The 18345-nt window shown below is 60.0% G+C and carries 19 protein-coding genes; 4 read left to right on the forward strand and 15 right to left on the reverse strand.

The genetic code is table 11. The annotated features are described in order from the left end of the window. Nucleotides 1-47: 47 nt before the first annotated feature. Both KTR60_RS24485 and KTR60_RS24490 read left to right on the forward strand, forming a co-directional pair. Nucleotides 48-1604, forward strand: a complete 1557-nt coding sequence (locus KTR60_RS24485) for an alpha/beta hydrolase (RefSeq protein ID WP_064688120.1) — start codon at nucleotides 48-50, stop codon at nucleotides 1602-1604. 92 nt (nucleotides 1605-1696) lie between these two features. Next, the gene (locus KTR60_RS24490) at nucleotides 1697-2482 is read left to right on the forward strand and encodes an IclR family transcriptional regulator (RefSeq protein WP_042448469.1); all 786 of its coding nucleotides are present in this window, start codon (nucleotides 1697-1699) and stop codon (nucleotides 2480-2482) included. A gap of 5 nt (nucleotides 2483-2487) precedes the next feature. Here the strand turns inward: KTR60_RS24490 and KTR60_RS24495 are convergent, their stop codons facing one another. The 14 genes from KTR60_RS24495 to KTR60_RS24560 all read right to left on the reverse strand — a co-directional run bounded on the left by KTR60_RS24495 (nucleotide 2488) and on the right by KTR60_RS24560 (nucleotide 15862). Then, the gene (locus KTR60_RS24495; RefSeq protein ID WP_416309283.1) at nucleotides 2488-3174 is read right to left on the reverse strand and encodes an SDR family oxidoreductase; all 687 of its coding nucleotides are present in this window, start codon (nucleotides 3172-3174) and stop codon (nucleotides 2488-2490) included. 55 nt (nucleotides 3175-3229) lie between these two features. Next, on the reverse strand, nucleotides 3230-4960 hold the full coding sequence (locus KTR60_RS24500; protein ID WP_042448473.1) for an IlvD/Edd family dehydratase: 1731 nt from the start codon (nucleotides 4958-4960) through the stop codon (nucleotides 3230-3232). Continuing rightward, complete coding sequence (locus KTR60_RS24505) at nucleotides 4953-5846, reverse strand: 3-keto-5-aminohexanoate cleavage protein (RefSeq protein ID WP_042448476.1); 894 nt, start codon at nucleotides 5844-5846, stop codon at nucleotides 4953-4955. The genes KTR60_RS24500 and KTR60_RS24505 overlap by 8 nt, the downstream gene beginning before the upstream one ends. Continuing rightward, nucleotides 5843-6472 carry a dihydroxyacetone kinase subunit DhaL gene (dhaL, locus tag KTR60_RS24510; RefSeq protein WP_007732765.1) on the reverse strand — a complete coding sequence of 210 codons (630 nt, stop codon included), beginning with the start codon at nucleotides 6470-6472 and terminating at the stop codon, nucleotides 5843-5845. Before dhaL ends, KTR60_RS24505 begins: the two co-directional genes overlap by 4 nt. 32 nt (nucleotides 6473-6504) lie before the next feature. Next, complete coding sequence (locus KTR60_RS24515) at nucleotides 6505-7500, reverse strand: dihydroxyacetone kinase subunit DhaK (RefSeq protein ID WP_042448479.1); 996 nt, start codon at nucleotides 7498-7500, stop codon at nucleotides 6505-6507. Further along, complete coding sequence (locus KTR60_RS24520) at nucleotides 7497-7931, reverse strand: hypothetical protein (protein ID WP_042448482.1); 435 nt, start codon at nucleotides 7929-7931, stop codon at nucleotides 7497-7499. The genes KTR60_RS24515 and KTR60_RS24520 overlap by 4 nt, the downstream gene beginning before the upstream one ends. Next, a complete protein-coding gene (locus KTR60_RS24525; RefSeq protein WP_007732768.1) occupies nucleotides 7931-8287 on the reverse strand; it encodes a hypothetical protein in 357 nt (118 codons plus the stop codon). Before KTR60_RS24525 ends, KTR60_RS24520 begins: the two co-directional genes overlap by 1 nt. 58 nt (nucleotides 8288-8345) lie before the next feature. Next, on the reverse strand, nucleotides 8346-9266 hold the full coding sequence (locus tag KTR60_RS24530; RefSeq protein ID WP_042448488.1) for a 3-keto-5-aminohexanoate cleavage protein: 921 nt from the start codon (nucleotides 9264-9266) through the stop codon (nucleotides 8346-8348). Continuing rightward, the gene (locus KTR60_RS24535) at nucleotides 9256-10020 is read right to left on the reverse strand and encodes an SDR family NAD(P)-dependent oxidoreductase (protein ID WP_228401343.1); all 765 of its coding nucleotides are present in this window, start codon (nucleotides 10018-10020) and stop codon (nucleotides 9256-9258) included. Before KTR60_RS24535 ends, KTR60_RS24530 begins: the two co-directional genes overlap by 11 nt. A 2-nt stretch (nucleotides 10021-10022) precedes the next feature. Next, nucleotides 10023-10565 (reverse strand): VOC family protein, encoded by a 543-nt coding sequence (locus KTR60_RS24540; protein WP_042448493.1) that lies wholly within the window; start codon nucleotides 10563-10565, stop codon nucleotides 10023-10025. Nucleotides 10566-10702: 137 nt separating this feature from the next. Next, on the reverse strand, nucleotides 10703-12082 hold the full coding sequence (locus KTR60_RS24545) for an MFS transporter (RefSeq protein ID WP_007732774.1): 1380 nt from the start codon (nucleotides 12080-12082) through the stop codon (nucleotides 10703-10705). A 205-nt stretch (nucleotides 12083-12287) separates the two neighbouring features. Continuing rightward, nucleotides 12288-13808, reverse strand: a complete 1521-nt coding sequence (locus tag KTR60_RS24550; RefSeq protein WP_065351429.1) for an AMP-binding protein — start codon at nucleotides 13806-13808, stop codon at nucleotides 12288-12290. A gap of 73 nt (nucleotides 13809-13881) precedes the next feature. After that, nucleotides 13882-15003, reverse strand: a complete 1122-nt coding sequence (locus tag KTR60_RS24555; RefSeq protein ID WP_003940189.1) for a DUF5938 domain-containing protein — start codon at nucleotides 15001-15003, stop codon at nucleotides 13882-13884. A 55-nt stretch (nucleotides 15004-15058) separates the two neighbouring features. Further along, on the reverse strand, nucleotides 15059-15862 hold the full coding sequence (locus KTR60_RS24560; protein ID WP_007732778.1) for an SDR family NAD(P)-dependent oxidoreductase: 804 nt from the start codon (nucleotides 15860-15862) through the stop codon (nucleotides 15059-15061). Between the two features lie 343 nt (nucleotides 15863-16205). Between KTR60_RS24560 and KTR60_RS24565 the strand changes: the two genes are divergently transcribed. Further along, on the forward strand, nucleotides 16206-16808 hold the full coding sequence (locus KTR60_RS24565; protein ID WP_073512563.1) for a TetR/AcrR family transcriptional regulator: 603 nt from the start codon (nucleotides 16206-16208) through the stop codon (nucleotides 16806-16808). Here KTR60_RS24565 and KTR60_RS24570 read toward each other — a convergent pair whose 3' ends face one another. Then, the gene (locus KTR60_RS24570) at nucleotides 16809-17402 is read right to left on the reverse strand and encodes a TetR/AcrR family transcriptional regulator (protein WP_003940428.1); all 594 of its coding nucleotides are present in this window, start codon (nucleotides 17400-17402) and stop codon (nucleotides 16809-16811) included. It abuts the gene before it with no gap. Between the two features lie 117 nt (nucleotides 17403-17519). Between KTR60_RS24570 and KTR60_RS24575 the strand changes: the two genes are divergently transcribed. Beyond that, nucleotides 17520-18281 carry an enoyl-CoA hydratase-related protein gene (locus tag KTR60_RS24575; RefSeq protein WP_228401344.1) on the forward strand — a complete coding sequence of 254 codons (762 nt, stop codon included), beginning with the start codon at nucleotides 17520-17522 and terminating at the stop codon, nucleotides 18279-18281. Nucleotides 18282-18345 lie beyond the last annotated feature (64 nt).

Consider the following 18345-nt stretch of genomic DNA (forward strand, 5'->3'; position numbering starts at 1 on the left):
GGGTGACCAACACTGCCCGAAAATGGGCTCAACGCAAGGACACGACAATGACTGGATTCACCATGCCCAGATCACGCATGCCTCGATCACGAAGGTGGCTGGCTACCACAATCGCCGCTGCCGCGCTCGCCGTACCTGCATTGGCGGCGTGCTCGGATCCTGCTACTCCGCAGGAAGATCCACAATCGAATCTCAGCGCGTTCTACGAACAGGATCTCGAGTGGGGGCCATGCGCCACAGACACCGGAACGTCGACCGCAAGTGAATGCGCCATGGTCACAGTACCTTTGGACTATTCCGTCCCTGACGGCAAAACGATCGAAGTGGCGATCTCGCGGGTCGCATCCACCGACCCCGCACAGCGACGAGGGATCCTGCTCACCAACCCTGGTGGCCCGGGTGGCCGAGGACTGGGATTGCCCGAGATTCTGAATGCGGGCATGACACCGGAAGTCGCAGCGGCATACGACGTCATCGGCATGGACACCCGAGGACTCGGCAAGAGCACACCGATCGACTGCGGCGTCGAACAGATGACATGGATGCGGTCGCCGGGCACCACGGACGAGGGATGGAACGAGAGTGTTGCGCTCGCACGCGAGGCCGCTGACACATGCTGGGACAAGTACCCGGACTATCTGCCGCACATCAATACTCAAAACATCGCCCGAGACCTCGACGTGATTCGTGGCGCCCTCGACCAGGAGAAGGCGTCGTACTTCGGGTGGTCGTACGGTACATACCTCGGTGCAACCTATGCTCAAATGTTCCCGGACAGGATCGACCGTGTGGTTCTCGACAGTGCACCGGATCCGAAGAAATACGGATACGAGATGTTCCAGGACATGGGCCCGGCCAACGAGAAAGCGATCGACGGATTCTCGCAGTGGGCAGCAGAACACAACTCCACCTATGCACTCGGATCGACGCCCGCCGAAGTTCGCGCCCTCATCGAGAAGCTGATCTCGGACGCGGCCACCACTCCGATACAGATCGGTGACCATGCCGTCGACGATCACGTCCTTCCATTCCTGATGTACGTCAACGGAACCGGCGACACCGAGAAGGAAAGTGAGGCATTCGCACAGGTATTGGTTCAGTTGCGCGATCTCGCCGCAGGCAAGACCGTCGAGAACATCCATCCCCAGCTGACGGGATTGATGCAGGCATGGTTCCAGACCGAACTGGGAACCGGTCCTGACTATGCCGGGACAATCGCCATCGTCTGCGGAGACGTATCGATGCCGAGCGATCCCCAGTGGTACCGCAACAAGTTGGAGGAGCACCGTGATGATCAGCCGATCTTTGCCGGCACACACAACACGATCATGCCGTGCGCGTTCTGGCGCAGTGAGGCCCCTACGCGGATCGACATCGACAACAACGTTCCGACCTTGCAGATCCAGGCAACCGGTGACACCCGCACGACGTACGACGAAGGCCTCGGCATGCATGAAGCGATGAAAGGCTCACGGCTCGTGACAGTTCCAGGCCGCACTCATGCGGTGTTCCCCGGCTACGCGAATACTTGCGCGAACGCCGCCGTCAACTCGTACCTGCTCGACGGCTCACTGCCGGCAGAAGACGTGGTGTGCGAGTCGTGACGATTTCCGGCGATCCCATCACCGGAAGACCTGCGTGATCTGATGCGCGATTGCCCCTCGACAATCTCGCATCCGGCAGACAGAATAGTTCGGTGAGTCCCATTCATCGGGCCGATGGCGAGGTTTCCGCAATTGGTCGTTCCACCGAGATACTGAAGACTTTTCGTGACAGCTCAGGCGTTCTCAGCGCAGCAGCGCTTGTTCGACGGACAGGCATGGCCAAAACAACGGTGTATCGAATGGTCGACGATCTCGTCCGAGTCGGGTTGCTCGAACGGCAAGGAACCAACTACCGCTTGGGTCTCCTCCTGTTCGAGATCGGCGAATCTGTTCCACGGCAGCGAAACCTCCGCGAAGCAGCGCGGCGCCACCTTTCGGCCTTGCGTGAAGCAACGGGACACAACGTGGGACTCGCTGTATTGGACGGTTTCGACGTGGTTTACCTTGATGTCTTCCGTGGCGACGACGGACCACGCCTTCCGCAGCAAATCGGTGGTCGGTGGCCTGCACACGCAAGTTGTTCCGGCAAAGCAGTATTGGCGTTCACCAACTCTGGGGATTTCACGAGGCCCACTGTCCTCGAAGCACACACCGAGAACACCATCACCGATCCCGAACTCTTCCACCGAGAACTGGATCGTGTTCGCAAGCGTGGTGTCGCCTTCGACCGCCAGGAAGCATTTCCCCGGATCGTCGGCGCCGCAGCACCAATATTCGGCCCGGACGAAGGCGTCCTCGGCGCAATCTCCATTTCCGGTATGGCAGGCCGAATAAATCTGACCCGTATCGACGCGGCGGTGCGGACGACGGCAATCGCCATCTCACGTGATCTCTCGAGTGCCCAGTCCGTCGTCCGCCCTGTCCTACAACGACGCTGATGCCGTCAACCGCGCCCGACGTACGGCATCCGGTTTGCCATGATCGTCAGAGTCGGGACATTCACGTCGAGTGGTAGATCTATCAGTTGCACAACGGTGTTCGCGACATGACGAGGATCGAATGTCGGCTCGGGCCTGGTGGTGCCGTCAGCTTGTCTTGCCGAGTGGCCGATTCCGGCTGTCATGTCAGTTGCCGCATTGCCGATGTCGATTTGACTGCAACAGATGTCGAACTCTCGGCCGTCGAGAGAGATCGACTTCGTCAAACCTGACACACCGTGTTTGGTCGCCGTGTAGGCGGCACTGTCGGGCCGGGGCGTGTGAGCGGAGAGCGACCCGTTGTTGATGATCCGGCCTCCTCTCGGATCCTGTGTTTTCATGATACGAATCGCTTCACGCGCACAAAGGAATACGCCGGTGAGATTGGCTGCGACTGTCGCGTTCCACGCTTCAGGATCGATCTCGTCCACACTCCCCGACGGCCCGAATGTCCCTGCGTTGTTGACAAGCACATCGAGTCTGCCGAAACACTCAGTCACGGATGTGAACAACCGGTGAACCGATTCGGGCGAGGACACATCAGCGGGAATTACCACTGCGCGCTCGTGACCCCCACCTGTCGCTTCCAAGCTCACGCTGTTTCGACCAGCCAATACAACGTGGTGTCCTGCATCGAGTAGACCTCTGGCCATTGCGCGGCCGAGTCCCGACCCTGCACCGGTCACGACCACGACTCGGCCGACACGCTCAGTGATTGTCACCGTGTACCTCCGTTCCACGCCTGCCCACCAGGAAATCGAAATCGACTCCGCGGTCGGCCTGCATCACATGATCCACGAACAGTCGTTGATACCCACTCGTACTCTTTTGTACGCGTGGCGGCAACGCCTCGAGACGCCTGGCCAGCTCGTCGTCGTCGACGAGTACACGCAAGACCCCACGAGCAACATCCAACTCGATCAAATCACCATCCCTGACCGCGCCGAGAGGCCCACCGGCATCCGCTTCGGGCGCAACGTGCAAAACGACTGTGCCGAAGGCTGTTCCGCTCATTCGCGCATCAGAGATCCTGACCATGTCTCGTACACCCCGCTCGAGCAGCCTTCGAGGGAGTGGCAGATTACCTACTTCTGGCATACCCGGAAACCCCTTCGGTCCAGCGCCGGTGAGGACGATGACGTCGTCGGCCTCGATGTCGAGATCCGGCGAGTCGACGCGCGCCGTGAAGTCGTCCATTCCGTGAAACACGACCGCACGGCCCACGTGGCTGAGCAACTCCGGCGACGCCGCAGATGGCTTGATCACTGCACCGTTCGGCGCGAGATTGCCGGTCAATACCGCTATGCCGGCTTGCTCCAGCAACGGTGCCGCCGTGCTACGAATTACGTCGTCGTCCCAAATTGTTTCGCCGGAGTTGTTCTCACCGAGAGTCTTTCCGGTAACCGTGGCGGCATCCAGATGGAGGATGTCTCCGAGCTCGGCGATCACCGCAGGCAGTCCGCCTGCGTAGAAGAAATCCTCCATCAAATAGGTACCCGAAGGCATGAGGTTGACCAGCAGGGGAACGTCACGACTCTGCTCCCCGAAATCGCTGAGCTCGAGGGGAATTTCCAGCCTCCCGGCGATGGCAAGCAAGTGCACCACAGCGTTGGTGGACCCACCGATAGCCGTGTTCACCTTGATCGCATTCTCGAATGAATTTCGGTCGACGACCGAAGACATCGTCAGGTTCTCGGCCACCATCTCCACGATTCTCACGCCGCTGTCGCGTGCAAGTACACGTCGCCGTGAATCCACTGCCGGGATCGCAGCGTTACCGGGGAGCGTGAGGCCCAAAGTCTCGACAAGCGACGCCATCGTCGACGCGGTGCCCATAGTGTTGCAGTGACCGGGCGATCGAGACATAGCCGATTCCGCTGCTCTGAACTCACATTCACTCATGCATCCGGCTCGCACTGCTTCACTCATCTCGAACACCGAGGTTCCAGATCCGACAGTCTTACCTTGATGGCGGCCGTTCAACATGGGCCCACCGGATACGACAATGGTGGGAAGGTCACAACTGGCTGCGCCCATCACCAGCGCCGGGGTGGTTTTGTCGCAGCCGCAGAGCAGTACGACGCCGTCGATCGGATTGGCTCGAATCGACTCCTCCACATCCATGCTGACGAGGTTCCGATAGAGCATCGTGGTGGGGCGGATGATCGTCTCACCCAATGACATCACCGGAAACTCAACTGGAAATCCGCCTGCTTCGATGACTCCCAGTCGCACCTGCTCGGCCAGATCTCTGAAGTGAGCGTTGCACGGCGCGAGCTCGGAATACGTGTTACAGATACCGATAACCGGTCGGCCGTCGAACATCCGATCAGGGATACCCTGGTTCTTCATCCACGAGCGGTGGATGAATGCATTGAGATCATTGCCTCCGAACCAATCCTGCGAGCGAAGTGTTCTACTCGTCGGTGTTCTACTCATCCGAACCCTCCAAACCAAGGATTGCCCTTGCCTCCCCAGGTGTTGCAGGCTGCATTCCGAGTCGCTGGACGATGTCGATGATGTTCTCCACCAAACGAACGTTCTCGGCCGGCTCTCCATTCGCGAGAAACGGATAGTCTTCGATTCCCACACGCACGTGCCCTCCGAGCAGGAGTGCATGAGTCAGACCACGCAGTTGATCTGGCCCGCTGATGCTCACGGAGAAGACCGATTCCTCCGGTAGGTGTTCCACCATCTGCTGCAAGATCTGCGGGGAGTACGGCATCGCATTCTGAAAAGTTCGATCAAGTCCCAGTACAAGGTTGACGAGGTGCGGGCCAGGCTGCCCTTCGGTCAACGTACGTATCTCCTGGAGCAGATGTGACGGGCTGAAGGCCTCCCACTCAGGTTTGATTCCTAGTTTGCGCATTGACGCTGCCAGTTCGGCGGCACGACTGGGCGGCGTGTCCATCAGTACCTCACCGACCGGTGAGGTCACATAGGCCGTGATGGCATCGAGCGTGCATGTGTCTGCGCCGCCATGCAGGCCCTGGAGCCTCGCGTCCCAGTCCACGATGCGCGCACCGTCACTGCGAACACTCACCATGTCACCGTTGACTCCGCCGCCGGTCGAGTTGTTGATCACGATGTCGCAGCTTTGGCGGACAAGCGTATTCATCTGCCGATAGATTGCGGCATCACAGGTCGCTTGATCGTCCGGTCGTCGAGCATGAAGTGCTGCCACGCTGGCTCCAGCGCTGTGGCAGCGTGCCACATCCGCCGCAATCTGCTCAGGCTGAGTCGGAATGAACGGATTGTCGGCAACAGTGAGGAAGCCACCCGTCGGGGCAACTGTGACGATGACCTTGTCTCGCAGATCGCTCATGCCGGAACGCTCCTGTAGCTGGATGCGGCGAAGAACATGGCAATCGCCGATGCCCCCGGGTCCTCGACGCCCCTGGCGTGTTCTCCCACGTAGGTCGCGCGTCCGCGGCGGGCGAGCATCGCGCGAGTCGATTCGGCGCCGAGCCTCGCAGCCGTGGCCGCAGAGTTCAAGGCAGCGGACAAGGTTGCCCCGCTGACTGCCGCCTCGGTCAATGCGCTGGTTGCGGGGACCATGGCGTCGACCATGGTCTTGTGACCCACCTGGGCATTGCCGAGACGCTGCACCGCAGCTGTCGCCGTACCCAGGGCAGAAGCCAAGTCTGTTGCGGTCACTTCAACTCCAGAGACTGCTCCGATCCGGCCGAACCACAGACCGAGAAGTGGTCCGCTTGTCCCACCGATGTCGAGAAACGCATCCGACGTACGGGCGAACACTTCACCAGGACTGGTCGGCGGGTCGGAACGAAGTCGTTGCACCGCACTTCGCAGGCCCGTCCGCAGATTCATTCCGAAATCGCCGTCTCCGACAAGCCGGTCCAAATCTGTGAGGGAATCGAATTGATCTTCGGCGGCATCGGCAAATCGATCGATCCACGCCCGAGTGTCCCCGACGCTCAACATTGTCATCATGAAACTCTTTTCAGTAGTGCATATTCGAGTTACCAAGCGAGTGCGGGAGTGCGTACCGTTGCATCCCAGAGATCCAGAAACTCCTCGGTCGAACGGAGAAGGGTGATAGAGAGCCCGTGCATATCCAATGCAGTGACGAAAGAACCTGCAATCACACGATCCAAACCGATACCGGCATCCTCGAGGAAAGACTTTAATTCTGCAGTGGCAATGGATAATTCGAGTCCATGGGTTGCCCCTAGCCCATTCACTATCGCTATCACACCGTCCCCGCGCTCAACCCCGACAGCATCGAGGATCGGCTCCGACAACTGCGCCACGAGTTCGGCGGCAGGAACCGTCGGACGCGTCTCACGTCCACGCTCGCCATGGATTCCGATGCCGAACTCCATCTCCCCCGGCGCCAGTTCGAAGGACGGACGATCCTGTCCGGGAGCCGTGCACGAGCGGAAAGCTGCACCCAACGTCGCCGACGCCGCCACCACCCGGCGCCCCAGGTCAGCGATCTCGGAAAGCGCCCAGTGCCGTTCCGCGGCCGCCCCACAAATCTTCTCCACGGCAATTACCGCAGCGGTACCACGACGTCCAGGTCCACCCTCGTCTGCAGTCGTCGTCGCGAGGTCGTCGTCGACCATCACGATCTCCACTTGCCGCTCAGTTCCGAGTAACTCGGCCGCGATCGAGAAATTCAGTTTGTCTCCGGTGTAGTTCTTCACGATGAGAAGTGCACCCCGTCCGGTCTCGACAGCATTGACCGCAGCGCGGATCTGAAAGGCTGTGGGACTGGCGAAGACCGACCCAGGAACTGCGGCGTCCAACATGCCGGATCCGACGAACTCCGCGTGTAACGGCTCATGCCCGGCCCCGCCACCTGAGACCAACACAACTTTGTCTCGGGCGACACCCGCGCGAGTCACAAACAACGGATCTCGGTGGTAGGAGAGCATTTCCGGGTGCAGGATCTGAAGTCCTTCGAGCGCTTCGCGGACTACATCCTCGGGCCGGTTGACCACATGGCCGATCATGACGAACTCTCGGACGCCGACATTGGGCCGACAGGGAAGCGAACCGCAAACGCACTCACACACGTGCGAACGTTGTCACCGACCCGTATCCCAGCCTCCGCTGCAGGCTCGTTGACATACGAAACAGTTCCGTTGTGCCACATATCCATTCCATTGCTGATCTCGGCAGAGTCGTGACTGACCGCTACGCCGGCAAGTCCCGAATCTCCCATGCGGACGATTCCGATGATCCCCGCGTTGTCCTTGCCGATTCCGGCATCGTTCAGCACCGCCAACGCACAGCCCGTCGCAATCGCCATCCGCCCTGACTCTTGACCGCCGTTGGATGCCGCAACGACGATGCGGTCGCGGTCCGACCGTTCGATCTGCGACATACTGTCCATGACGACAATCTGTCTACCGTTCTCCACACCGACAATGTTCCGAAACATCAGTCGACGCTCCTCTCTATCAGTGCCAGCACTTCTTCGGAAACGCGGCTGCCCACACGCACACCCGCTGCGACTGCAGTCGGATTGGCATACGTCACGATGCCGCACTCCCACACGTCGTTGCCATCTCCAATACGCGAACTCTCGTGTCCGACTGCAATGCCGACGATCTTCTGGGCGTCGATCGCAGCCAAACCTGCGATTCCGGCCTTGTTCTTCCCTATGCCGGCGTCATTGCACACCACAACACGAACCCCGAACCCGACGGCGTACTCTCCAGCACTCGTCCCTCCGTGTGATCCGGTCACGATCACATCACCGGCCTGAGCCGAGGAAGCAAACGCAATCGAATCCATGATCCACACTCTCGTTCCGTTAGAGGAATGAACCAAAGTAGGTTCGGCACCTTCGGTTTCAACTACTCGCATGGACATCCACCCCTAGAATTCGACGTGCCTGATCAGGAGTTGCGGGTTCACGCCCGTACCGCCGAGCGATCGAAACAACTTCGGCGACCAGATCAGGTGTGGAGGGGTATCCCAGTTCTTCGTAGTGGTAGTCACCGGCACCGATTGCTACATGGCCCCCGCGCTTGATCGACTCCTCCGCTGCTGCAAGAACATTGCCTCGGTAGGCCGAGACGATCCACTCCACTGAAAGATCAGCCGGCAGGAGGTCCAGTTGCGCACGTAGCCCTGCTGCTGTCGCCGGATGTGCAGCCGGAAACTCGTCACCACCGAGAATGAAAGCGATCACCAATGGTGACGACGGATTCCGCACCCTTGCGTGGGCGAAGATCGCGCGCGTCCAACTCACGTTGAATGACGTCTGATACGGCACCAGACCCAATTCACTAGCGCGCGAGAGTAATTCGATCTGTGTTCGAGTGTCGTTGACGAAGACCCTGGAATCGGTTGCGAACAAGCCTGTCGTCGCATCGATCAAGTCCATCGCCGCACAGCCCATGTCGACGACCAAGAAGTCCGAACGTCGTTTCGGATCACTTTGGTTCGGGGCAAGATTCGACAGCCGCTCGTCTATCGTGTAGCCGGGAACATTGGCCATCGACGGCGCAAGCAGCAGATTCGATACCGCCCGAACCCGCTCGACGATCTCTCCGTAGGTCGCCGCCGAGTGATCCACGCCGCCGTCCACGGCTCGACCGTGAAAATGCATCAACGACGCCCCCGCACCCTCACAAGCGAGGGCAGTGTCGGCTATTTCGCTGGGCGTCCACGGAATGTGGGGATTGGGTGCGCGCATGGTGTTCTCGTTGACGTGCACTCCGATGATTACCGGTTTCTCCGTTGTACTGGACGTTGCCTCAAGAGTCATGTCGCTCCTTCGGAAGATTCCAACCGGCTGTCATCGACTGACCTCCGTCGACTGTCCACGTCTGACCCGTCACGAAACCGGCGCCGGGACCAGCGACAAAGGTCACGACTTCGGCAATCTCAGCCGGCTCCGCGTAACGGCTCAACGGGATCGATTGCAAGATGGCGCTCTGCATTTCAGGGCTCTGGGCCCGACTTGCAAGCGGTGTCCGCGTCGAACCCGGTGCAACACAATTGACTCGGATCCCCTCGCCGGCGAGCTCGATCGCGAGTTGTGTGGTCAACGCGACCACGCCACCTTTCGATGCGGAATACGCAGCACGGTCTACGCTGCCGCGTAGGCCGGAAACCGAGGCAATTGTCACCACGGATCCGCCGCCATCTGCGGCGAGCAGATCCACGAACTCCCTGACCACCGCAAACGTGGAAACGAGGTTCAGCTCGAGGGTTCGCCTGAATCGATCGGGTGTGGTGTGCCGGATCGGCGCGTTGTCCGCGGTTCCCGCCGAGGTCACAACCGTGTCGACACGACCGAACAGCTCTTCGGCGACGTCGCGAAGCCGTCGGATGTCTCCCTCACCGGTGACATCCACTCGAACGCCGACCGTCCGTGTATCTGGTTCTGGCGCAGTGTCTCCGGATGTATGCGACAGGTCGGCAGAGATGACATGCCAACCCAAGTCGGCGAATCGTTTGCACGTTGCCAGGCCGATCCCGGATGCGCCACCAGTGACGATCGCTACCTTCCTACTCACGACTACAGCACCTTCCTCATGTCGCGAATGGGATTCGACCCGTCCCACTCCTTCGATGCAGCCTCGACTGCGCGAAACAGATCGCCCTTCCTTCCGCTGACCTCCGAGACTTCGATGACTGTTCCCGGATACGGGCCGTCCTCGTAGTAAACGAATCGCTCATCCGGTGCGCCACTACCGGATCTACCACTCTGCAATTCGACGAGCCCTCGGTTCTTGGATTCCTCCACATATCGATCGAAATCCGTTGTCCAGTAGGCAACATGTTGAAGTCCTTCGAGCCCTCGATCGGCGAACTCGCGAAATGCCGACGGCTCATCGTTGTGTTGTTGAATCAGCTCGATCTGCGCGCTTCCGCTGTGCGCGAGCGCCACACTGAATCGAGGCGCACTCGACTTGCCACGGAAGACGAAGTCGTTCAACGGTTGGTCCTCCACGAAGAAGAAGGGGCCAACGCCGACAACGTCGATCCAATGCTTCAGCGCGCTGTCGATGTCGTTGACCACAAAACCCAATTGGCGCAAAGGCCCGAAGTATCTACTCACGAAGTCCTCGTTTGTTCGTTGCCGACGAAACCACGGTCGACGACTGTGATCCTGATAAGTGATGATGTCCTGCGCATGCTCGCCTGAAGAATGAAGAATTCCCGTTGATCGGGAATCTTCCGGGGCCGAGACTCGGCTCAAGCCTGTTCAGGTGCAACTAAGGTTCCGGCGTCGCGCTCCGCCCGGTAATCCAGTGTCAGTTGGTCGTTGGCCTTGTCGGCCTTTCTGGTGATCACCTTGAGCAGCAGCACGATCAATGCTGCCGTCGCCAGCACCGCGGAGTACACCCCGATTGCCGGTGTGAAACTGTTGGTCGCGTCCTTGATCCAGCCGGTGACCTGTGGACCGAAATAGCCTCCGAGGTTACCCATTCCGTTGATGACACCGAAACCTGCCGCCAAGGCAGCGCCGGTAAGGAAGCTCGAAGGCATGGTGATGAAGATGCTCATCGAACTGTAGAGACCGATCCCGGCGATGCAGAATCCGAAGATAGCGACAACCGGTGTGGTGAAGAACAGCGCAGCAATAGCAAATCCGAGTGCTGCGACCGATGCGGCGATGGCGAAGTGCACGGGGCGCTCTCCGGCGCGGTCCGAATGGCGCGTCCACCAGATCATCGGTCCGATCGCAATCAGTGCAGGTAGTGCGGCAACCCATCCGATCTGATTGGTGCTCATCCCGAATTGCGCGTAAATCTGCGGCATCCAAATCTGGAAACCGTTGAGGCTGAAGGTGAAACAAATGAACACGGAGATCAACACCAGTACTCGTGGGTGCACGAGTCCCTGGAGGAAGCTGTGCTTACCGACGACCGCTTCGCGCTCTTGCGCCTCGGACTCGAGCGTATCGGTGAGCCAACCGCGTTCTTCCTCGGAGAGGAACTCCGCCTCCGAAGGCTTGTCCCGCAGAACCTTGTAGATCACAAACGCCATGACCACAGCGGGGACGCCGGTGAGAATGAAAACCCATCGCCATCCGGAAAGCCCGAGAAAGCCGTCGATAGCCATCAGGTGTGTGGTGATCGGAGTACCCAGGCCGGAGATACAGATGAAGGTCACGATCCACGCCATTGCTTTGCCTCGATCCCGATTCGGGAACCACTTCGAGACGAAGAACAGCATGCCGGGCGAAAAGCCGGCTTCGGCAATACCCAACAGGAATCGTGCTGCCACCAATCCGCTGGCACCCTGAACGAACGCGGTTCCGATGGTGACCACGCCCCACGTGATCATGATTCGTGTGATCCAGCGCCGCGCACCGACCTTTGTGAGGATGTAGTTGCTCGGGGGTTCGCAGATCGTGTAACTCCAGAAATAGATTCCGGCCGCAAACCCGAACATCGAGGCCGATATTCCGAGTTCTTTGTTCATCGTCAATGCTGCAACGCCGATGTTCAATCGGTCGAGATACAGGACGATGTATGCCAATCCGATGACCGGCATGAAGCGGAGCATGACCTTCCGGACGGTCCTGGCCGGAAGGGGAAGTTGCTCGGTGACTGTTCTTTCGTGACGCATGATTCACCTCGTACTCATTCGAACACATCATTGTGATGGCTGACACAGAGACGATGCGGGTCGCGATTCGAACTTCACAGACACGATTCCCGATGATCGGTACTCGATTCGTGAGCAATCGACCAGCCGGGGTGACAAGAAAGCGGAGTGCCTGTCGGTTTCGACAGGCACTCCGTGCGGTGAAACATAGGCGTCCCGAGGGTATTCAGCCAGTCAGCTCGCTCTTGATCTCGTTCTTGAGAACTTTGCCGACCTTGGAGCGAGGTAGATCGTCCCAGACGATGACTTGCTTCGGAGTCTTCACACTTCCGATGCGAGCCTTCACGAAAGCCATCACCTCGGCGCCGTCGATGTCGGCGCCGAGGTGCGGTTGCACCACTGCCACAACGCGTTCGCCCCACTTGTCGTCCGGCAACCCGATCACTCCGCAGTCCTGAATCCCCGGATACGCCATGAGTGCCTGCTCCACCTCGACCGAATAGACGTTGAAACCGCCGGTGATGATCATGTCCTTCGCACGGTCGACGATGAACAGGAAATTGTCCTCGTCCAGGTACCCGATATCGCCGGTGTGATGCCAGCCGTGGGCTGACGCTTCCGCGGTTGCGTCGGGGTTCTTGTAATAACCCGCCATCACCAACGAACTGCGAATCACCACCTCACCACGCTCGCCACGTCCGAGCAGCGCGCCTTTGTCGTCCATGATCCCCACGGTCACCAGCGGCGACGGTCGACCCGCCGACGAAAGTCGTGACGTTGCGACAGTGCCGTCCGAGCCGAAGTGCTCCTTCGGTGACATCGTCGAGATCATCATGGGGGCTTCACTCTGCCCGAACAGCTGAGCCATGACCGGGCCGATCTTGTCGATCGCCTCCGCGAGTCTGGTCGGGGAGATCGGCGCCGCTCCGTACCAGAAGCATTGCAGCGAGCTGAGATCCGTGGCCGACAGGGCCTCGTGCTCGAGCAGCATGTAGATGAGCGTCGGCGGCAGGAATGTGTGAGTCACCTTGTGCTTCTGAATGTTCGCGAGGAAGTACCCGAGGTCGGGCTTCGGCATGATCACTACTTCGCCGCCGAGGGCCATGATCGGGAAGCACAGAACACCGGCGGCGTGAGTCAACGGTGCCAGCGCCAGATACACCGGGCGCCCCTCGAACGGATAACTCATCAAAGTGATTGCGGTCATCGTCTCGATGTTGTGCCCGGTCAACATCACTCCCTTTGGCCGTCCAGTTGTACCACCGGTGCCGACCAGCATGGTGACGTCGTCGGGCGCCGCGGCGTCGAGTTCTTCTTCCCCGAGCCAGCTTTCGAGGGACTGTGCCGAGTCCCATTCGCCGTCGATGCAGACGAGCGTCACCAACTGGGGAAGCGCATCCTTGATCTGGTCGACTAGCGGCGCATAGGACTTCTGGAAGAACAGAGCGCGACAATCGAACAAATCCAACAGGTCTCGGTTTTCCGCAGCTTCGTTGCGAGGGTTGATCGGGCACCAGACGCCGCCGGCCCGGCTTATTCCGAATACGCACGAGAACGAGATCGGATCATTGCCGGACAGAATCGCGACCTTTTCGCCCGGCGCGATGCCCGAAGCCGCGAGCGAAGCTGCGAAGCGTCGGCTGAACTGTTGCACCTCGCCGTAGGAGAGAGTGCGCTCCCCCATCGTCAAACACGGTGCGGTGGAACCAAGAGAGGCTCCCTTGTCGAGATAGTCGGTCAAACGCATGGGGAGCCTCCAGGGCGGGGCTCCCGGCGCGCTACACGCCGGGAGCCGTGAACATGATGACGAGGGCGACGAGTTAGGCGTTGATGGTTACTTCCGGCTCCAGAGCCAGCCCGAAACTACGTAGCGCGCCGAGCAGTTCGCGATGGCCGAACGCCTGGCAAGCCGAGGCAAGCCCGGTCCGCTTCGGCGCCTGCTGGAGCAGAGAATGCGCTGCATAGGCGTGCAGGAGGCCCGTCTGCTTGTAGTTGCAGTTTCCGTGGATCACGACGTGCGAGCGACCCAGCGGGCCCGACGCGTAGACGGAGTCGAGTGAGGTGTTGATGCGCGGATTTTCACGAGGGGGCATACCGGCCTGAACCGATCCGGCGATCTCGGCCAAGGCGGCTTCCTGCTCGTCGGCGGGCAGGGTCTTGATCTGCTCCTCCACGATCTTCTGCGTCGCGACAACGCCTTCCATCACGGTGCGGTCGAACACTCCGCCCGCAGCCTTGACGTTGGAAACTCGCGGATCGTTCTTGAACCACACCGGGTGGCATGTTCCGCCCCACGGCAATGCAAGCGCAGTTTCGTGCTGGCCCGGAACGACGACGTCGAAAGTCTGGCCGGGCGCCCACTGCACGTACTTGTTCTGCTCGAGGTAGTACCAGTTCGCCTTGAGGATGGTGAAGATCGTCTGAGTGGACGCGTAGGTGGGAAATCCCTTCCACAGCACGAGGATGTCGAGCGTATCGAGGCCCGGCGTTTCCAGTGCGATATTGGCCGCGATCTCACCGGTGGTGTACATCTGCGCGATACCGGGCGAGAGAAGCAGGCCCTTCTCCTGGTACTTGTCGCTGAACTTCTCCTGGACGTCGAGTACCCAGTCCTGCTCACCGGTTGTGTCCATGTAGTGGCAACCGGCATTCAACGCGGCCTCGACGACGGTGCCGCCGAGCTTGATGAACGGGCCGACCATATTACTGACAACCTGTGCACCGGTGAACAGTTCGGTGAGCGCCTCGACGGTGTGCTCGACCTCGACGACCTCGTGATCGACGGTGTCTAATCCGGGGATCTTATCGAGGACCTCTTGGATGCGAGCGGCGTCGCGGCCGGCTGCGATGAACGGGATGTTGAACTCGCGCAGGTATTCACACACCAGACGGCCGGTGTACCCGGAGACGCCGTAAACGATGACGGGCTTCTTTTCGGACATGTTCGTGGAACCTTTCGAAGACGTGAGAAGGGTGTACGTACGAATGAAGGGCGAGTTACATGCCCATGCCACCGTCGACCGGTAGGCCGATTCCGGTGATGAATCGCGCGGCGTCGGAGGACAAGAACACAACGGCGTCAGCCATGTCGTTCACTTCACCGAGGCGGCCGAGCGGGGTGAGGCCGATGACGTCTCCGACTGCTGCTTCGGCGCTGGGCCAGAGACCGAGCTTCTCCATGTCCGCCGCGAGTCCGAGACCCATCTCCGTGGCGACAAGACCCGGGTAGATGCAGTTGACGCGGACTCCGTAGCCGAGCTTGCCCGACTCGGCGGCGGCAACTCTGGTGAAGCGATCGACCGCGGACTTGGTCGCGGAGTATCCACTGATCCCGGGAAACGGAATGGTGGCGGCCACTGAAGAGATGTTGATGACGGAACCGCCGGTTCCGGCTACGCCACCCGGACGCATGCTGCGCAGTCCGTGTTTGGTTCCGAGCGCTGTTCCGAGGATGTTGACCTCACACATACGGCGGATGTCGTTCGGATCGAGGTCGACCACCAGCGAGGAAATCTCGATGCCTGCGTTGTTGACGAGGATGTCGAAGCCGCCGAGGGTCTCCGCGGTGGCGGCGACTGCCTCTTCCCAGTTGGCATCGTCGGTGACGTCCAGCTTTACGAAGCCGGTTTTGACTCCGCCCGAACCAACAGCCTCTGCGGTGGCACGACCCTCGTCTTCGAGAACGTCGCCGATCATCACTGACGCCCCCGCCTTCGCCAACGCCTCAGCCATTCCGGCTCCGAGCCCCTTGGCACCACCTGTGACCAGTGCTTTTCGTCCCTCAAGATCAAACACGCTCATTTTCGACTGCCTCCATGACTGAAACGACTCTCGCGATGCCACCGTTCACAGCGACGCTGCCAAGTGGTGTGAGTCACAGAGTATTCAACTTTGGACGAGTGTCAAGAGAAATCTTGACGACTGTCAAGATTTTGTTACACACTCGTCAAAGACCAAGGGTTACACTGATTCGGACGCGGTGATCGTGCCGCTGTGGAAACCGCAGGGAACAGGACGTGCCATCGTGACCACGACAGTCGAGAAGCCTAGTGAGGCAGGGAAAAAGGCTGCACCTAGCTCCCCGGACCAGCAGTCCGACTCCGCGAAGCGGTCCGACTCCGCCAAGCGGTCCAACGCAGACAAGGTGTCGCGTCGCCAGGTCGACAAATTCTCCGAGCGACGTGATCAACTCGCCGAGGCCGCACTGCAAACCCTGGCCGAATTGGGCTACGCACGCACGAGCCTGCGCGAAATCGCCCAGAATTCGGAGTTCTCCCACGGCGTCCTGCACTACTACTTCAGCGACAAGGTCGATCTCATCACCCACTGCGTGCGCCACTACAAGGCACGCTGCGTCACCCGGTACGACGGCATCGTCGCCACCGCGAAGACACCGGAGGAACTGAAAACCGGTTTCGGCGCACTGCTCGCCGAGACCATGATCGAAGAACCCACGATGCACCGCCTCTGGTACGACCTGCGCGCGCAGTCGATGTTCGAGGAGTCGTTCCGAGCCGACGTCGCCGCGATCGACGAGAGTCTCGAAAACATGATCTGGCGCATTGTTTCTCGCTACGCCGAGCTTCTCGACGTAGAGGCATCGGTCACCTCGGCGGCGATGTACGCAATCTTCGACGGCCTGTTCCAGCAGAGCCTGCTGCGCCATCTGTCCGGCGATCAGACTGCCGCAAACTATCTTTCGGAGAGCGTCCAGCAGATGCTGCCTCTGGTAGTGCCCACTTCCTGATCAGCGAGCAGCGATGCCTTCCGCGACGTACCTGGCTCCGCGATCGAATTCTCCGACCACGTCGTAATCGGCGTCTTGCCGCCAGAAGCGGACCAACGCTCCGTACGTACCACCGATCATCTGTGCGAGAAAGAGCGGCGGGTAGTCCGATCTCACTTCGCCGGCTTCGATACCGGCAGTGACGATCCGCAGAAGTTCCACGTGGAACCGATGATCGTGGGCCGCCCCCGCTCCGGAGGAGGCGAAGTCGCGCTCGAGTTCTGCAGTCACCATGCGCAGATAGCGCGGGTGCATGATCGCTTGCTGCGCAAAGTCCTGAAAAATCCGGGAGATCCGATCAGAAGTCGGCATCGGCGATTCCATGAGCTGATCCACCAGTGCCGCAAGCTGATCGAGATGATCACTGTGCAACGCCTCGAGAACCGAGTCCTTGCCCTGGAAGTAATTGAAGAAGGTGGCTCGCGACACCTCGGCTCGCTCGGCGATGTCGTCGACGGTCGTGCTGGCGAAACCCTGCGCCGAGAACAGAATTCGAGCAGCCGAGAGCAACCTGTCGTTGGTGTCGCGCTTGTTCTGTTCTCGTTTGGAAATCACGTCGACCTGCCCTTCTCCGCCTCAGAACACAGTCTTCGCCACAGTCCGGAATGTGTCCAATGTCCGTCCCGTCAGGTGACGCACCTCCGCCTCCGATAAGTGGACTACAGTCCAATTATGTCGACTGTTTCCACCGAACGCCATGACCGCGTTCTCATCGTCAGGATCGAACGCGAAGAACGCCGTAACGCGATCAACCGTGAGACTGCCGAGGGAATCGAAGCCGCGCTGAATCTTCTCGACGACGACCCTGATCTGTGGGTCGGCATCATCACCGGAACCCCCAACATCTTTTGCGCCGGAACCGATATCCGAGAGCGGGCCGACCTTCGCATGCCTCGCGGCGGTGAGTACGGCGTCATTCGGCGCCGGCGGAACAAGCCCCTGATCGCTGCAGTCGAGGGCTACGCGCTTGGTGGCGGTTTCGAAATCGCACTGGCCTGCGATCTGATCGTCGCCTCCGCCACAGCGCAATTCGGCCTTCCCGAAACCAAACGCGGTCTGGTTGCGACGTCCGGCGCACTCTTTCGGGCTCCTCGCGCGCTTCCGATCAACGTCGCCCGTGAACTCTTGATCACCGGCCGCACACTCGATCCCGAACGGGCAAAGGACCTCGGCGTCGTCAATGCAGTCACTGCCCCTGGTAAGGCACTCGACGAGGCACTGGTGATGGCAGCGGAGATCTGCGAGTCCTCCCCCACCTCCGTGAGTCTGAGTCTGAAGGCCATCGAGGCTCTCTACGCCGACGCCGACGCCGACGGATGGAAGGTCACCGACGACGCCAAGGACGCAGTGTTGTGCTCTCCGGACATCGCCGAAGGACTCGACGCTTTCGCCACTCGTCGGACACCCCGATGGAGCGGACTGCCGCCCGCATGACAGACCACAATCCGAGACAGATTTCCTATACGTCTGGTCGGAAAGGGTATGAACCGGTTACAGT

The organism is Rhodococcus sp. C1, from assembly GCF_020809065.1.
Taxonomy (GTDB): domain Bacteria; phylum Actinomycetota; class Actinomycetes; order Mycobacteriales; family Mycobacteriaceae; genus Rhodococcus_F; species Rhodococcus_F qingshengii.

Coding starts and splice junctions, on each gene's coding strand:
- KTR60_RS24485 (WP_064688120.1), top strand. CDS start 48: ATGACTGGATTCACCATGCCCAGATCACGCATGCCTCGATCACGAAGG.
- KTR60_RS24495 (WP_416309283.1), bottom strand. CDS start 3,174: ATGGCCAGAGGTCTACTCGATGCAGGACACCACGTTGTATTGGCTGGT.
- KTR60_RS24500 (WP_042448473.1), bottom strand. CDS start 4,960: ATGAGTAGAACACCGACGAGTAGAACACTTCGCTCGCAGGATTGGTTC.
- KTR60_RS24505 (WP_042448476.1), bottom strand. CDS start 5,846: ATGAGCGATCTGCGAGACAAGGTCATCGTCACAGTTGCCCCGACGGGT.
- dhaL (WP_007732765.1), bottom strand. CDS start 6,472: ATGACAATGTTGAGCGTCGGGGACACTCGGGCGTGGATCGATCGATTT.
- KTR60_RS24515 (WP_042448479.1), bottom strand. CDS start 7,500: ATGATCGGCCATGTGGTCAACCGGCCCGAGGATGTAGTCCGCGAAGCG.
- KTR60_RS24520 (WP_042448482.1), bottom strand. CDS start 7,931: ATGTTTCGGAACATTGTCGGTGTGGAGAACGGTAGACAGATTGTCGTC.
- KTR60_RS24525 (WP_007732768.1), bottom strand. CDS start 8,287: ATGGATTCGATTGCGTTTGCTTCCTCGGCTCAGGCCGGTGATGTGATC.
- KTR60_RS24530 (WP_042448488.1), bottom strand. CDS start 9,266: ATGACTCTTGAGGCAACGTCCAGTACAACGGAGAAACCGGTAATCATC.
- KTR60_RS24545 (WP_007732774.1), bottom strand. CDS start 12,082: ATGCGTCACGAAAGAACAGTCACCGAGCAACTTCCCCTTCCGGCCAGG.
- KTR60_RS24550 (WP_065351429.1), bottom strand. CDS start 13,808: ATGCGTTTGACCGACTATCTCGACAAGGGAGCCTCTCTTGGTTCCACC.
- KTR60_RS24555 (WP_003940189.1), bottom strand. CDS start 15,003: ATGTCCGAAAAGAAGCCCGTCATCGTTTACGGCGTCTCCGGGTACACC.
- KTR60_RS24560 (WP_007732778.1), bottom strand. CDS start 15,862: ATGAGCGTGTTTGATCTTGAGGGACGAAAAGCACTGGTCACAGGTGGT.
- KTR60_RS24575 (WP_228401344.1), top strand. CDS start 17,520: ATGTCGACTGTTTCCACCGAACGCCATGACCGCGTTCTCATCGTCAGG.